The organism is Vibrio sp. 1978 (genome assembly GCF_033344345.1).
The window spans coordinates 1-15,043 of sequence record NZ_JAWPOP010000044.1 but is presented as its reverse complement, the minus strand read 5'-3'; the positions used below and the strand labels follow the sequence as shown (position 1 = coordinate 15,043).

The window sequence follows — 15,043 nt, the reverse complement described above, 5'->3', positions numbered from 1 at the left end:
TGAAACTCAGTATGTTGTTTAAGAACTGAACAACATGGGGCTACCATGTCTTCTCATCGAATTAAGCAACAAAGCCTGTTGTTTTGTTCGAGTCATAAGTAAGAGTCCTGTTTATAGTTATGTACACAAACTTTGTGTGGGCAAATCTGACACAGAAGAGCACTCTCGAAAATCGAACAAGGAAATTTATGAGCGTTCGAGCACAAGTTTGTTAATGTCAAACTCGTTTTTTGTTAATTGGCGCATCATTTTGATCATTTCATCAGTAGGGTTAGTTTTTATCGCGCCATTTTCTAATCAAGAAAACCCTAATAAACTGAGCAATTGCTTATTAAACAAGGCATCATACGTTTTCATTTACCAACAACGTTCTTGACTCCGCTTGCACATCAGACCAGCTCGTTAGCGAATTTATTCCTGTTTTCATCGATTTACATGTAACAAATATGTGCCTAACCCTGTTAAATACCAGCAACATTGTTGGTTAATTTCTCCACACCCACACGAAACAATCACCAAAACTATCAATTTAACGCTCGTTCGCGCTTTTGTGAGCAATATATCGAACGTAAATGATAAAAAAAAACATACTAGTTGTAAGTTTATTAAAGTTGCATAAGGTAAAGGTCATGACGGCTTATCAACGAATGGAAACCGACGTTGTCATCATTGGCGGCGGCGCGACCGGCACAGGCATCATGCGAGACTGCGCATTGCGAGGCATCGCGTGCATTCTGTTAGAGAAAGATGACATCGCCTCCGGCACCACGGGTCGTAACCACGGCTTGCTGCACTCTGGTGCGCGCTATGCCGTCACTGATGCAGAATCGGCCAAAGAATGCATTCAAGAAAACCAAACGCTCAAACGCATCGCTCGCCATTGTGTGGAAGCGACTGACGGCCTATTCATTACCCTGCCTGAAGACGAACTCAGCTTTCAAGACACCTTTATTCAGGCTTGCGGCAATGCCGGTATCGAAGCGACCCGTTTAACGCCAAAAGAAGCACTCGCGCTCGAACTGAACGTGAACCCGGCGCTGATCGGTGCGGTGAAAGTGCCCGACGGCACGCTGGATCCGTTCCGTTTATGTGCCTCGAACGTCCTTGATGCCAAAGAGCACGGCGCGCGCATGTTCAACCGCACCATCGTCACCAGTTTGATTCGCCAAGGCGATACCATACTCGGTGTACGCTGTTTGCAATTGGGCACCAACCAACAGTTTGAAATCTTTGCCAAAGAAGTGATCAACGCCGCGGGCATTTGGGGACAACATATCTGCGAATATGCCGACCTCAACATCAAGATGTTCCCTGCCAAAGGCTCGCTGTTGATCCTCGATTACCGCATCAATAACTTGGTGATCAACCGTTGCCGTAAACCTTCCGATGCCGACATTCTGGTGCCCGGCGACACCATTTCACTTATCGGCACCACGTCCGAACACATTGATTACGACCAGATCGACAACTTGCACGTCACCGAACGTGACGTGGATGTGCTGTTGGCAGAAGGCGCGAAACTTGCGCCGATCATGGCCAATACGCGCGTACTGCGTGCCTACGCGGGGGTACGTCCTTTGGTTTCGGTAGATGACGATGGCAGTGGCCGGAATATCAGCCGCGGCATCGTTTTGCTCGATCACCAAGAGCGCGACGGCCTCAAAGGCCTCACCACCATTACCGGCGGCAAACTGATGACCTACCGCTTAATGGCGGAATGGGCGACCGACTTAGTGGCGAAGAAACTGGGCAACACTCAGGCGTGCGAAACCCACACGCGCCCACTGCCGGGGTCAAACGAAACGCCAAAAGCCATCAAGAAAACCGCCAGCATCGCCAAACCGGTGTATGAATCCGCCATTTATCGCCATGGTGAACGCGCCACGCAATTCTTGTCTGACGATGCCAAGAGCCAAGCGATTATTTGTGAATGTGAAATGGTCACTGCGGGCGAAATTGAATACGCGATTAAACAGCTCGACGTCAACAACTTGGTCGATCTGCGCCGCCGCACTCGCTTAGGCATGGGCCCTTGTCAGGGCGAACTGTGCATCTACCGTGCGGCCAGCCTGTTTTCCGAATATGGTCAGGTCGATGGCTGTCAATCGAGTGAATTGTTGGTCGATTTTCTAGAAGAGCGCTGGAAAGGCATCAAACCCATTTTCTGGGGTGATGCGCTGCGCGAAGCGGAATTCAGCTATTGGATTTACGAAGGATTACTCGGTGCCAGCGACCTGCCCCAGCCCGCTCAATCAGAACACCCTCAAGCAGAACAACAAAAACAGGAGGCGGAATTATGATGCATTATGATGTGGCCGTGATCGGCGGGGGCATTGCGGGTTATACCGCTGCAATTCGCAGCCTGCAAGCTGGCAAAAAAACCGTGCTCATCAATCAGGGTCAAAGCGCGTTACATTTCTCTTCCGGCTCCATTGATGTGCTGGCGAAATTACCAGATGGCAGCGCGGTCACCCACCCGTTTGATGCCCTCGACGCATTACAGCAACAAGCGCCGTCCCATCCGTACAACACGGTGGGTCGTAGCACGCTGCAAAAAGGGCTGGAATGGTTTCGTCAAACGCTCGCCACCGCGAACGTGCCGCTATCGCATCAAGATGATTTGGCCAATCACGGGCGCATCACGCCGCTTGGCACACTCAAAGCGACTTGGCTATCGCAGCCATTTGTTTACCAACACCGCCAAGAAGTTTCGTTTGAGCGTATTGTGGTGGTTTCGATCGATGGCTATCGCGATTTTCAGCCACAAATGCTGAAAGATAACCTTCACCAGCATCCCGATTTTCAAGGTGTGCCGATTCACACGGTCACCCTGTCGATTCCGGGGTTTGACGGATACCGCCGCAACCCAAATGAGCTGCGCTCAATCGACATTGCACGTTTGCTAAAACACGATGCCGCGTGGACCGCGCTATGCGATGGTTTGATGCGTGCAGCCAATCGCAACGACTTGGTGATCATGCCCGCGATCATGGGCAACGGCGATGGCCTAACGCTGCTAACGAAGCTAAGCGACACCACGCAACTGCAATTTCACGAAGTGCCGACCATGCCACCATCGCTGCTGGGTATTCGCATTGAAGAGGCGCTCAGTCGCACCTTCCTGCTGCTGGGTGGCATTCACCTCAAAGGCGACAAAGTGGTCAACGGCACGTTTGACGGCGAGCGTCTGGTTAGCCTGCAAACGCAAAACCTGCGCGACATGGCCATCAGCGCTGACAACTACATCATGGCAACCGGCAGCTATTTCAGCCAAGGGTTGCATGCCGAGCAACACGCCATCCAAGAACCGATCTTTGGCTTGCAAGTGACGCATAAACCAGCACGCGTTGATTGGCGCAATCCGGCCTTCTTTGCCGACCGTTCACACCCTTTTATGGCATTCGGTGTCGAAACCAACGCGCAATTGAACCCACAGCGCAGCGGCGTCACCATTAAAAACTTGTACTGCTGCGGCTCCATGTTGTCGGGATACGATCCCGTGTTTGAAGGGTGCGGTGGCGGCGTCGCGATTGGCACCGCCTACCACGCCATCATGCAATGCCTAGAACCTCAATTGTCAGCGTCTCACCCTAACCCATTCGATCAGGAGGTGCTCGCATGAACGCGCCATTTTCAAAAGCTGCTCCTCTGAATACCAGCTTTGACCAATGTATTAAATGCACCGTCTGCACGGTGTACTGCCCCGTGGCAAAAGCCAACCCAGATTACCCAGGCCCGAAACAGTGCGGGCCGGATGGCGAGCGCCTGCGCATTAAAAACCCGGAATATTACGACGAAGCGCTTAAATACTGCACCAACTGCAAACGCTGCGAAACCGCGTGTCCTTCTGGGGTGAAAATCGGCGACATCATCGCCGTCGCGCGGGGTAAACATGGCAAGAAACCGCTCAATCCGAAACTGATGCGTGACTACGTGCTGAGCCACACCGACCTGTTCGGCTCACTGGCCACGCCATTTGCACCAGTGGTGAACTTCGCCACATCGATGCCATTGGTGAAAAAAATCATGCACAAAACCATCGGCGTGCATGACCACAAAGCGTTGCCGAAATACTCGCACGGCACGTTCCGTCGCTGGTTTAAACAAAATTGCACCAGCCAGCCGCTGTATCAGCGCCAAGTCACCTACTTTCATGGCTGCTACGTCAACTACAACCACCCACAATTGGGCAAAGATCTGGTGAAGGTGTTGAATGCGATGAATATTGGCGTGCGCTTGCTGAACAACGAGAAATGCTGCGGCGTGCCTTTGATTGCCAACGGTTTTCATGACAAAGCGCGTAAAAACGCATTGCTGAACGTGAAGAACATGGAAACTGCGGTCAATGAATATCACACCAAAGTGATTTCAACCTCCTCAACTTGCTCGTTCACGCTGCAACAGGAATACCCGCATGTGCTCGGCGTCGACAACAGCCAAGTGTCCAACGACATTGAATACGTCACGCGCTTCCTGCTGAAAGAGTTTATGAATGGCAATGCGCCGAAAATGAAACCGGTCAACCTCAAAGTGGTTTATCACACGCCTTGTCACTTGGAACGCAGTGGCAACGTGATGTTTACCATTGAGTTACTGCGCATGATTCCGGGCCTAGAACTGATTGTCCTCGATAGCGAATGCTGCGGTTTGGCGGGCACCTATGGCTTTAAAGAAGAGAACTATGACGTGTCGATGAAAATCGGCTCGCACCTGTTTGACTCGATCAAAGCCTCCGATGCAGATTTTGCGATCACCGACTGCGAAACCTGTAAATGGCAAATCGAAGAGAACACCGCGCTGGAAACCATTCACCCGGTCAGCTTGCTGGCGCAAGCACTGGCTTAGTCTTCCAACCCCAAAAAGGCGTCTTCAAAGAAAGTCGTTTCAACGCTCAACGTACAAAAAAGCGGGCATTGCCCGCTTTTCTTCTGTCACTTTCGCTTTTCGTTTGCTGCTGTCTATCGCACCACAGCATGGCGAAGGCTGTCGACCTAACGAATGGTCACGTCAGATAAGCGATACCAGCCCGACGCCTGCAACCCTTCATTGGCCAGATTCACTTCTGCCTCAGCATGGCGATCGACCAAAGCCAACTCAAGGTAGTAATGGCCGGTGGGGATCGTTTCAGGCAAAGTGAAACTGCTGGAGGTCGCGTGTTCACCCGGCAGCCAACGCATGACATCTGCGGTTGAGACGTTGAAAAACGCGGTTTCTTCGTCCTCATTCACCAATCGATACGCCAGATAATGGTGCTGATACGGTGGCGCGTTCCCTTCGTTCACAAGCAAGGCCTGAACCGTCATGGTCGCGCCCGGCGTCAATTCAGCAGGGTGCACCAGTGTGTCTACACGCAGACGATAGCCAATTTGAGCCAACGCATCGTCCAACAAATCACGATACTGAGTCGGCACCACGTGCGATTTCAGGTTCAATGTCGAAGCGTGCTGCGCAATCGCCCAATCCAAGCTTTCTGGTATGGCTACCAATCTGCAAAATCAGCTTGGAAAGGTTCAAGTCACCTAGAGTTGGAAAATTCGGACATTGCCCAGAGTTGGTTAAAAGTCGTTTTAATGGCGATGGCTATCACTTTTTTAAATCCACATGTATATCTGGATACGGTGGTGATACTCGGGGGCGTGACTGCTCAAATGGAACCTGATGAAAAACTATTGTTTGTTATAGGGGCACTGATCGCATCAGGGGGCTGGTTTTATGGATTAGTGTATTTGGCTAACAAGTTGATCCCACTTTTTAGTAAGCCAAGAACATGGCGAATTTTAGATTCTGCGATTTCATGCATCATGTGTGGTATTGCATTGAAGCTGGCAGCACCTTTGTTAAGCCAATACATATAGAGCGTCGCGATGAAGCTGCATTTCTATTAACTAAATTGCTCCTGTTAGATTGGACACTGAGTTTCCATACCAGAAGTTATTCGTCCTTTGCTAATTTAAGTAAATACTCTAAACCATTTCTGTCCATTTGTACCCAGAACACACACTTGGAAGAGATTTTTCGCTATATCAATACCGACAACTTTAATAGACATACTTGTTACTCCTGCTCTTAATGGTTGTACTATTAGTTTGGTACAACGACGCTAGAAGGGAGGTGCGTCCATCACATCAAAGCCCATGAGTGACTGCGTATTTTTATACTTAATGTCACTCATGTTTAGCTCGGCATAAAAGGCATTGGGTTGTCTGAACTGATATTGTATTTTCAGGGTATCTCTGCTTCCAATCTAAATATTAGTAATCAAACTTTACGCCTAGGTTACATGCACTTAGTTTATTGAAGATAATTAGACTATCTTTTCTGATAATAGCTTTTGTCTTTGAAGTAAATTGAATTTTTCATGGACGCGATTTGGAAAAAGCTCCGTGTAAATTTGCCAAAGGGTGTTTAGATTTCTATGCCCTGTCACCTGAGCAACTTCTTCAATCGAGAAGCCTTGTTCAAACAAGCGACTTGCACCCTCTCGTCTTAGGTCGTGATATCTAAGATCTTGGATACCTAGGGAATTTCTTACACGTTCGAAACCTCTAGAAACGCTTTTACTTATATAGGGAAAAATACGGTCATTTGTTCTGGGCTGTCTATTCAAAATTTCCCAAGCTTCCCCTAAAAGTGGAACCCACATATGATTCCCTCCTTTTTTACGGGGATCTTTACGATTTCGAACCTTAACAGCTCTAGTTCCTTCGTCAACGTCTTCCCAGAGAATTTTGCACACCTCTCCAATTCGCATACAGCTCAAAATAGAAAAATCCAGAATATCTAAATACGGGATATGGGCAGCACGATGTTCTTGTCTTTTCTTAAGTTCTATCTTGAGTCTTTCCAACTCTGACGTTGTAGGGCGTCGGCTTCTTCGGTTTGATTTGGCGATTAGATTGTGTTGATAAAGAGTATAGTAAGCTTCCTGTACGACAGAATCGTTAACATCTATATCAAAAACTGGCTTTGCTGCTTTAAGAACACTGCGAAGATATGAAATATCACCGGATACTGTTTGAGGACTGGTCCCTGCGTCATTACGATCTTTACAGTGCTGAACTAGGTTGGCAACGGTCAACTTGTTCGCTTGGATTTTTGCTAATTCTGTATCGATTAACATGTTGAGACCGTAACGTTTTGAACGACCAATACTTTGCGCAATGTGAGGTTCATTTAAGTACATGATGATCAGTTCTCGAAGAGTGACTTCCGGGGATTTGCCTGGTAGGCCATGCGTTTCGAGTTTGGATACAAGCGCTGTCCCCCATGCTTTTGCGTCGGCTTTTTTCCCGAAAGTACGAGATTCACGATATACTACTTCATTACCTTTTTTTAATCGAACAACACATCTATATCGCAGCACCCCTTTGCTAGTTTTACGTTTCTCCAATGTAAAGCTGGCCATCTATGGTTCCTTGATAGTTGTTTGAATGCGTGCCCCATATATTATGGGATTCATATGGGGCACGCAATAGCGAAAAATGATTGAGAATAATTGAAAATGAATCGAGAACAGAAAATACATAATTCTTTGCAAAATATAGACTTGTCTAGTAATATTGATGTGTCAAAGAGTTGGAGATTTAGCGTGGCTCCCATGTTGGATTGGACTGATCGTCATTGTCGCTACTTCCATCGCTTAATGACCAAAGAAACCCTGCTGTACACTGAAATGGTGACGACAGGTGCGATCATTCATGGAAAAGGAGATTTCCTGGCTTATAACGAAGAAGAGCATCCGTTAGCCCTTCAACTTGGTGGTTCAAACCCAGCAGATTTGGCTACGTGTGCCAAGCTAGCGCAAGAGCGTGGCTACGATGAGATTAACCTAAATGTGGGGTGTCCATCTGACCGCGTACAAAACGGTCGATTTGGTGCTTGCCTAATGGCTGAACCGCAGTTAGTTGCGGATTGTGTCGCAGCAATGAAAGACGTGGTCGATATCCCTGTAACAGTCAAGACTCGCATTGGTATTGATGATCAAGATTCTTACGAGTTCTTAACGGATTTCGTTTCTATTGTTTCAGAAAAGGGTGGCTGTGAGCAGTTCACTATCCATGCTCGTAAAGCTTGGTTAAGTGGTTTAAGCCCAAAAGAAAACCGTGAGATCCCACCATTGGATTACCCACGCGCTTACCAATTGAAGCAAGACTTCTCACACCTAACGATTGCGATTAACGGTGGCGTGAAGTCATTAGAAGAAGCAAAAGCACATCTTCAGCATCTTGACGGTGTGATGATTGGTCGTGAAGCATACCAAAGCCCATATCTACTGGCATCGGTAGACCAAGAGTTGTTTGGCTCTAACGCTCCAGTGAAGAAACGCAGCGAAATTGTTGAAGAGATGTACCCATACATTGAAGCGCAATTAGCGAAAGGTGCGTACCTTGGTCACATTACCCGTCACATGTTAGGTTTGTTCCAAAGCATGCCCGGTGCTCGTCAATGGCGTCGTCATATCAGTGAAAATGCGCACAAACCAGGTTCTGGTCTAGAAGTATTGCAAGACGCGCTAGCTAAGATTCCAAAAGAATTGAATGTGTAAAATTCGCCAGTGAATGGCTAAAATTACCAACTAAAGAATGATAAAGCCAGAGTGCAGAAATGCCTCTGGCTTTGTTTTTTATTAAAAATCATAATCTTAACTTCGTTTTTGTAAGTTGGTATGGAAACTGCTCTGTTTATTGAAAACAAATGGAGAAGTGATTATGTTGGAGCTAATCTTTATTTTAGTCTTTGCGGCGACCTTGTTGGTTACGGGTATCACAATGATGACCGTATTCGCAGCAACTGGTATTGCGTTAGTTGTGATGTTTTTACTGGGAATGGTTGGAGCGGTACTCAAGCTATTACCATGGTTAATCGTGATTGCATTGGGTATTTGGTTCTTCAAGAATTACGTTGCTCAGCCCCGCTATAAATAATGAGTAACATCATTTAGTTGATGGAGAGGCGTGAGAATATGGTATATTTCCTCTCACGTCCTCTACGTGAATATCAGCTATCTCGGAGTAAATACTACATGACAAATAAAGCGAACATCGCTTTAACGGCATTATCGTTAGCAGTATCTTTTCCTGTTTTTGCAGAGTACTCTGTATCGACAAAAGTCGGCGCAGAGGTATGGGCTGCCGACACTAAAGTTAATGAAGCGAGACGAGATAGCAGTACCACAGGCACTTTTTACGCGGCGATTGAACATGATGTTAAATACGTCCCTAATGCGCGCCTTCGTTACTCAAGTGTTGATGCGAATTACATGGGGTTCGATAAGCTCGATTTAACCTTGTATTACCACGTTCTAGAGCATGATTTATTGCACTTTGATGCGGGTCTTACGTTCAGTAATTTAAGTGACACTAAATATATTGATGCTGGCTCAAGCAGGCGTGTAGAAGAATTTGATGAGCTGATTTGGGCTTGGTATGGCTACGCAGAAATTCAAGTTCCGGATACAAACTTTGATGTGATTGGTGAGATAAACTTTGGTGACAACAAAGGTATTAAAAGCACCGATTTCATGGCAGGTGTTCAATACAATGTACCGCTCGAAAAAGCTCGACTGGCTTTTCGTGGAGGTTACCGTGTGATTGATTTAGAGTCCGATAAATTCATGTCGGATCTAGGGAAAGAGTTTATTTTTGCTAACGGCTTCTTTGTGAGTGCGGAATACGCGTTCTAAACTCAGCCATGTTAGATATTCGATTTACTTAAAACGTCGCTTTATAAGCGGCGTTTTTTTATATCACTTCATTATATCTAATCGAAATTTCTCCCTATTTGGCTGACTTAGACCATGCTTACCTAGGAGCAATGTGAAAGTTAAAGCAGGGATAGCGATGACAATAAATGAACTAAGACATCTATTCCGTGAAAATCAGCTTATCGAAGCGATTATTGAGCCTGCAATCCAAGAGGGTGGTTGGGTTGTAGAGTTCAGACATGCGCGCGGTGGTTTTGTTTTTCTAACGGACAGTCACGGCGAAGAATGTCTTTATGAAGATTTGGATACTGCGTCAAAATCGGCAATGGCAGTAGGCTTTCAACAAGTCCGCATTGAAGACCGATGAGCAAAAAGTAAGCCGTTCTTACTTCCAAAAAGTTATAAAACATTCACTTCTATTCTTTCTTGTTATTAAGGAGAGTGGGTACTCTATCGTCACGCAATGAATAGGGATGTCGTGATAATGTCTTTTCAAAAGAATGAGTATTCTCACAAGAATGTGTCTGAAGATAATAATGGGCAAGGAGGAAATCCTCCAATCGCAAGCCCTCTGAATGACCAACAAATTAGCTCACTCCAACAAACTGTCTCTGAGTTGTCTTCACAGCAACTTGCTTGGGTCAGTGGGTATTTTTGGGGATTAGCTCAAAATCAACCAAACACAGCGGTAACTCCAATTGCACAAGCAACGGCAGCCGTATCAGCGAAGCCAGCAGGTAAGTTGAGTATTATTTTTGCTTCCCAAACGGGCAATGCTAAAGGTGTTGCTGAAGCTCTGGAACAGGAAGCAAAAGCAGAAGGAATTGCAGTCGAACTTTTTGATGCAAGCGATTACAAAGGTAAAAACTTAGCCAAAGAAACGCATGTCATTATTGTGGCATCGACTAACGGCGAAGGCGAAGCGCCAGACAATGCCATTGAGCTACATGAGTTTTTGCAATCGAAGAAGGCTCCAAAGCTGCCAAACCTGCAATATGGTGTTATTGCATTGGGAGATTCTAGCTACGAGTTCTTCTGTCAGACCGGTAAAGACTTCGACACTTACCTATCAAAGCTAGGCGCGACTCCATTTATCGAGCGTCTTGATTGCGATGTGGATTATGAAGCCCCTGCAACTGAATGGCGTAAGAATGCGTTAGACAAGGTAAAAGATACACTGTCTTCTGGCTCTGAAGCGGATGTGGTTCAACTTCCTGTGGGTCAAGCTGCGACTGCGCACTCTCCTTACAATAAACAAAATCCGTACACTGCGACGTTACTGACCAGTCAAAAAATCACGGGCCGTGACTCTGGAAAAGACGTTCGTCATATAGAAATCGACTTAGAAGGCTCGGGCTTAACGTATCAGCCTGGTGATGCACTGGGTGTGTGGTTTGAAAATAGCTCGGAACTTGCAAATGCCATTCTTGGTAAGGTCGGTTTGTCTGGGGTTGAGACTGTTGACGTTGATGGTGAAAGCTTGTCAATCCACAGTGCTCTTGTGAGTAAATATGAAATCACAACATCTAACCCACAGCTCATCACAAAGTTTGCCGAGTTATCCGGTAGCAAGAAACTACAAAAGTTAGTTGAAGATAAAGATAAGCTTCGCGAGTACTCTGCAAATACTCAAATCGTTGATGTACTGGCAGAAAAGAAAACCAAGTTAACCGCAGATGAATTGATTGGTTTGCTTCGTCGTCTTACTCCACGCCTTTACTCTATTGCATCAAGCCAAGAAGAGGTCGATGAAGAAGTACACCTAACGGTTGCTTTGGTTGAGTACGAACAAAACGACGAAAAACGATATGGTGGAGCGTCTAGTTTCTTAGCACAGCGTCTCGAAGAGGGAGATGAAGTTAAAGTATTTGTTGAGCATAACAACAACTTTAAACTGCCGGAAGATGATAGCACTCCAATTATCATGGTTGGTCCTGGCACAGGTATCGCACCATTCCGAAGCTTTATTCAGGAACGTGAAAACCGTGATGCTGAAGGCAAAAACTGGTTGTTCTTTGGTGATCGCACGTTCACTCAAGACTTCTTATACCAAGTGGAATGGCAAAAGTATCTCAAGTCAGGAGTACTAAGCCGATTGGATGTTGCCTTTAGTCGTGACCAAGTAGAAAAGGTTTACGTACAACATCGCATCTTAGAAAACGCAGCTCAAGTGTGGCAGTGGATCCAAGAAGGCGCTTATATCTATGTCTGCGGTGATGCAACGCGTATGGCAAAAGATGTGCACGACGCATTGGTTATCGTTGCTGAACAAGAAGGCAAGATGCCGCGTGACGATGCAGAACAATTTATTAATGACCTACGTAAAGCGAAACGTTATCAGAGGGATGTGTACTAATGACTTTTTCTACGGACAATAATAAGCAGGTTGTATTAGGTGAAGAGTTAGGGCCGCTATCTGATAACGAGCGCCTGAAGCGAGAAAGCAACTTATTACGTGGCACTATTGAGCAAGATTTACAGGACCGTATTACTGGTGGCTTTACTGCCGACAACTTCCAGTTAATTCGTTTCCACGGTATGTATCAACAAGACGATCGTGATATCCGTAATGAACGCACAAAGCAAAAACTGGAACCATTACATAATGTGATGCTTCGTGCTCGTATGCCTGGAGGCATCATCACGCCAACGCAATGGTTAGCGATCGACAAGTTCGCAACGGAGCACTCTTTATATGGAAGTATTCGTCTGACGACTCGCCAAACGTTCCAGTTTCATGGGGTATTAAAACCGAATATTAAGTTGATGCATCAAACGCTCAACAGTATTGGTATTGATTCGATTGCAACCGCGGGTGATGTAAACCGTAACGTGTTGTGTACCACTAATCCAGTGGAGTCAGAGTTACACCAAGAAGCTTACGAATGGGCGAAGAAGATCAGTGAGCATCTATTACCAAAGACGCGCGCTTATGCAGAGATTTGGCTAGACGGTGAAAAAGTAGAAAGCACGGAAGAAGACGAACCGATTCTAGGCAAGAACTACTTACCACGTAAGTTTAAAACTACAGTGGTTATCCCACCGCAAAATGACGTAGATGTACACGCTAACGATCTCAACTTCGTAGCGATTGCAGATAACGGTAAGCTGGTAGGCTTTAACGTCCTGGTCGGCGGAGGCTTAGCGATGACGCATGGCGATACATCAACTTATCCGCGCCGCGCTGATGACTTTGGCTTTATTCCGCTGGACAAGACACTTGATGTTGCCGCAGCTGTAGTAACAACTCAGCGCGACTGGGGTAACCGTTCAAACCGTAAGAACGCAAAAACCAAATACACATTGGATCGTGTAGGTAGCGATGTCTTTAAAGTGGAAGTCGAGAAACGTGCTGGTGTTAAGTTTGAGCAAAGCCGTCCATATGAATTCACAGAACGTGGTGACCGTATTGGCTGGGTAGAAGGAATTGATGGTAAATATCATTTAGCGCTTTTCATCGAAAACGGTCGCTTATTAGACTTTCCAGGTAAACCACTTAAGACGGGTGTTGCTGAAATTGCCAAAATCCACAAAGGCGATTTCCGCATGACAGCAAACCAAAACCTAATTGTTGCGGGTGTACCTAAAAACGAAAAAGCGAAGATTGAAAAGATCGCTCGTGAACATGGCTTAATGGACGACGGCGTAAGTGAACAGCGTAAGAACTCAATGGCTTGTGTTGCTTTTCCAACTTGTCCGCTAGCGATGGCAGAAGCTGAACGTTTCCTTCCTCAGTTTGTTACTGATGTGGAGGGGATTCTGGAGAAGCACAACCTACCAGAAAATGACAACATCATTTTGCGTGTAACTGGGTGTCCAAATGGTTGTGGCCGCGCAATGTTGGCTGAAATTGGTCTAGTTGGCAAAGCGCCGGGTCGTTACAACTTGCACCTAGGTGGTAACCGTGCTGGTACTCGAGTACCTAAAATGTATAAAGAGAACATCACGGATAAGCAAATCTTAGAAGAGATTGATCTGCTGGTGGCTCGATGGTCGAAAGAGCGTGAAGAAGGCGAAGCCTTTGGCGATTTCACTATTCGTGCTGGCATTATCCAAGAAGTGCTCGTATCAAAGAGGGACTTTCATGCTTGATTCTGTAGCATCCAAGTTGGAGCTTACAGAGTTACTGACATTAACAAAGACGGAGCAAATCCTCCGTCTTGCTCAAATTAATGTCGAGCTCGAAAAGCTTTCAGCACAAGAGAGAGTAGCGTGGGCTTTAGATAATCTAGAAGGCGAGTTCGCGGTTTCTTCTAGTTTTGGTATTCAAGCCGCGGTTATGCTTCATTTAGTTACTCGCGCCAAAGCGGACATCCCCGTCATTCTAACCGATACTGGTTACCTGTTTGCTGAGACGTACCGATTTATTGATGAGCTGACAGATGCTCTCAACCTAAATTTAAAAGTTTATCGAGCCAAAGAAAGTGCGAATTGGCAAGAAGCTCGATATGGAAAATTATGGGAGCAGGGCGTAGAGGGAATTGAAAAATACAACAAGCTCAATAAAGTTGAGCCGATGCGTCGAGCGTTAAAAGAGCTTAATGTTGGAACGTGGTTCTCTGGATTGCGTCGAGAGCAAAGTAAATCTCGTGCAGGTTTACCGATTCTATCAATTCAGAACGGTGTGTTTAAATTTCTACCAGTAATTGATTGGACTAATAAAGACGTTCATTACTACTTAGAACAACACGGCCTTAAATACCACCCATTGTGGGATGAAGGTTACCTTTCAGTTGGTGATACACATACCACTCGTAAATGGGAGCCGGGAATGTCAGAGGAAGAAACTCGATTCTTTGGCTTAAAGCGAGAATGTGGCCTACACGAAGATGATGGCTCTGAACAAGATGGGTCTGGCATATAGCCATAATGCTCTTTAAATAGAGTTTAGGTTAAGTTTAATAAAGATAGCTGCAATAAAGCAGCTTTCTTTATTTATGGTACTTGAAAAAACACGCCTCAAAGAACAATTCTGTGGATAAGTTGTGTGAGAGCTTGGGGTAAAGTTGAATAAATAAAGGTTTGATCGAAAACTCATCGTTTAACCATTATTTTTGCAATTTTTGAAAAATAACACTTGCCAATGTGAGCGCGATCTCTATAATGCCTCCTCGTCGACAGGGCAAGGCCTCACAAGGGGTTAAGCGAAGTTGATAAGGCTGAAAAGAAAAACGAAATAATTTGAAGAAAGTGTTTGACACAATAAATTATCTCGCTAGAATGGCCGCCTCTTCCGAAGTGATGTCAATCACAAAGAAGAGTTGCTCTTTAACAATATAGACCTATCAATCTGTGTGGGCACTCGTTGATGATAATCCAAATAGTTTCTTCGGAAACAAT

The 15,043-nt window shown here is 45.9% G+C and carries 13 protein-coding genes; 11 read left to right on the top strand and 2 right to left on the bottom strand.

All coding sequences use genetic code 11. The features are described from left to right. The first annotated feature begins 629 nt into the window (after positions 1 to 629). From glpA to glpC, 3 genes are read left to right on the top strand one after another with little or no spacing between them, the layout of a single operon-like run. On the top strand, positions 630 to 2,300 hold the full coding sequence (gene glpA, locus R8N49_RS23635) for an anaerobic glycerol-3-phosphate dehydrogenase subunit A (protein ID WP_161716218.1): 1,671 nt from the start codon (positions 630 to 632) through the stop codon (positions 2,298 to 2,300). Continuing rightward, entirely contained in the window at positions 2,297 to 3,622 is a 1,326-nt protein-coding gene (gene glpB / locus R8N49_RS23630) for a glycerol-3-phosphate dehydrogenase subunit GlpB (RefSeq protein WP_213906379.1), read from the top strand. The genes glpA and glpB overlap by 4 nt, the downstream gene beginning before the upstream one ends. Next, complete coding sequence (glpC, locus tag R8N49_RS23625; protein ID WP_004726856.1) at positions 3,619 to 4,845, top strand: anaerobic glycerol-3-phosphate dehydrogenase subunit GlpC; 1,227 nt, start codon at positions 3,619 to 3,621, stop codon at positions 4,843 to 4,845. The genes glpB and glpC overlap by 4 nt, the downstream gene beginning before the upstream one ends. Before the next feature lie 146 nt (positions 4,846 to 4,991). On the opposite strand, the gene R8N49_RS23620 is transcribed toward glpC, so the two are convergent. After that, entirely contained in the window at positions 4,992 to 5,465 is a 474-nt protein-coding gene (locus R8N49_RS23620) for a DUF4832 domain-containing protein (RefSeq protein ID WP_025594143.1), read from the bottom strand. Between R8N49_RS23620 and R8N49_RS23615 the strand changes: the two genes are divergently transcribed. Further along, a complete protein-coding gene (locus tag R8N49_RS23615) occupies positions 5,442 to 5,855 on the top strand; it encodes a LysE/ArgO family amino acid transporter (RefSeq protein ID WP_025589760.1) in 414 nt (137 codons plus the stop codon). The genes R8N49_RS23620 and R8N49_RS23615 overlap by 24 nt on opposite strands. A gap of 449 nt (positions 5,856 to 6,304) precedes the next feature. On the opposite strand, the gene R8N49_RS23610 is transcribed toward R8N49_RS23615, so the two are convergent. Further along, positions 6,305 to 7,405 carry a tyrosine-type recombinase/integrase gene (locus R8N49_RS23610; RefSeq protein ID WP_161716219.1) on the bottom strand — a complete coding sequence of 367 codons (1,101 nt, stop codon included), beginning with the start codon at positions 7,403 to 7,405 and terminating at the stop codon, positions 6,305 to 6,307. Positions 7,406 to 7,501: 96 nt separating this feature from the next. Here R8N49_RS23610 and dusA point away from each other — a divergent pair, with 96 nt between their 5' ends. From dusA to R8N49_RS23575, 7 genes are all read left to right on the top strand, one after another. Continuing rightward, a complete protein-coding gene (gene dusA, locus R8N49_RS23605) occupies positions 7,502 to 8,545 on the top strand; it encodes a tRNA dihydrouridine(20/20a) synthase DusA (RefSeq protein ID WP_281067057.1) in 1,044 nt (347 codons plus the stop codon). A 163-nt stretch (positions 8,546 to 8,708) separates the two neighbouring features. After that, entirely contained in the window at positions 8,709 to 8,924 is a 216-nt protein-coding gene (gene pspG, locus R8N49_RS23600; RefSeq protein WP_005381266.1) for an envelope stress response protein PspG, read from the top strand. 98 nt (positions 8,925 to 9,022) lie between these two features. Further along, positions 9,023 to 9,682: a TIGR04219 family outer membrane beta-barrel protein gene (locus tag R8N49_RS23595; protein WP_130545458.1), complete on the top strand. Its 660-nt coding sequence runs from the start codon at positions 9,023 to 9,025 to the stop codon at positions 9,680 to 9,682. Between the two features lie 157 nt (positions 9,683 to 9,839). Continuing rightward, complete coding sequence (locus R8N49_RS23590) at positions 9,840 to 10,070, top strand: hypothetical protein (RefSeq protein WP_005381264.1); 231 nt, start codon at positions 9,840 to 9,842, stop codon at positions 10,068 to 10,070. A 117-nt stretch (positions 10,071 to 10,187) separates the two neighbouring features. Beyond that, positions 10,188 to 12,059, top strand: a complete 1,872-nt coding sequence (locus R8N49_RS23585; protein WP_005381262.1) for an assimilatory sulfite reductase (NADPH) flavoprotein subunit — start codon at positions 10,188 to 10,190, stop codon at positions 12,057 to 12,059. Then, entirely contained in the window at positions 12,059 to 13,795 is a 1,737-nt protein-coding gene (gene cysI / locus R8N49_RS23580; protein WP_186584628.1) for an assimilatory sulfite reductase (NADPH) hemoprotein subunit, read from the top strand. The genes R8N49_RS23585 and cysI overlap by 1 nt, the downstream gene beginning before the upstream one ends. Next, positions 13,788 to 14,567: a phosphoadenylyl-sulfate reductase gene (locus R8N49_RS23575; RefSeq protein WP_005382748.1), complete on the top strand. Its 780-nt coding sequence runs from the start codon at positions 13,788 to 13,790 to the stop codon at positions 14,565 to 14,567. The genes cysI and R8N49_RS23575 overlap by 8 nt, the downstream gene beginning before the upstream one ends. Positions 14,568 to 15,043: the final 476 nt, after the last annotated feature.

Bases quoted from the DNA above. Each gene is read 5' to 3' on its own strand.
- glpB (WP_213906379.1), top strand. From the start codon at position 2,297: ATGATGCATTATGATGTGGCCGTGATCGGCGGGGGCATTGCGGGTTAT.
- R8N49_RS23585 (WP_005381262.1), top strand. From the start codon at position 10,188: ATGTCTTTTCAAAAGAATGAGTATTCTCACAAGAATGTGTCTGAAGAT.
- pspG (WP_005381266.1), top strand. From the start codon at position 8,709: ATGTTGGAGCTAATCTTTATTTTAGTCTTTGCGGCGACCTTGTTGGTT.
- cysI (WP_186584628.1), top strand. From the start codon at position 12,059: ATGACTTTTTCTACGGACAATAATAAGCAGGTTGTATTAGGTGAAGAG.
- R8N49_RS23610 (WP_161716219.1), bottom strand. From the start codon at position 7,405: ATGGCCAGCTTTACATTGGAGAAACGTAAAACTAGCAAAGGGGTGCTG.
- R8N49_RS23575 (WP_005382748.1), top strand. From the start codon at position 13,788: ATGCTTGATTCTGTAGCATCCAAGTTGGAGCTTACAGAGTTACTGACA.
- dusA (WP_281067057.1), top strand. From the start codon at position 7,502: ATGAATCGAGAACAGAAAATACATAATTCTTTGCAAAATATAGACTTG.
- R8N49_RS23595 (WP_130545458.1), top strand. From the start codon at position 9,023: ATGACAAATAAAGCGAACATCGCTTTAACGGCATTATCGTTAGCAGTA.
- R8N49_RS23590 (WP_005381264.1), top strand. From the start codon at position 9,840: ATGACAATAAATGAACTAAGACATCTATTCCGTGAAAATCAGCTTATC.
- glpC (WP_004726856.1), top strand. From the start codon at position 3,619: ATGAACGCGCCATTTTCAAAAGCTGCTCCTCTGAATACCAGCTTTGAC.
- glpA (WP_161716218.1), top strand. From the start codon at position 630: ATGACGGCTTATCAACGAATGGAAACCGACGTTGTCATCATTGGCGGC.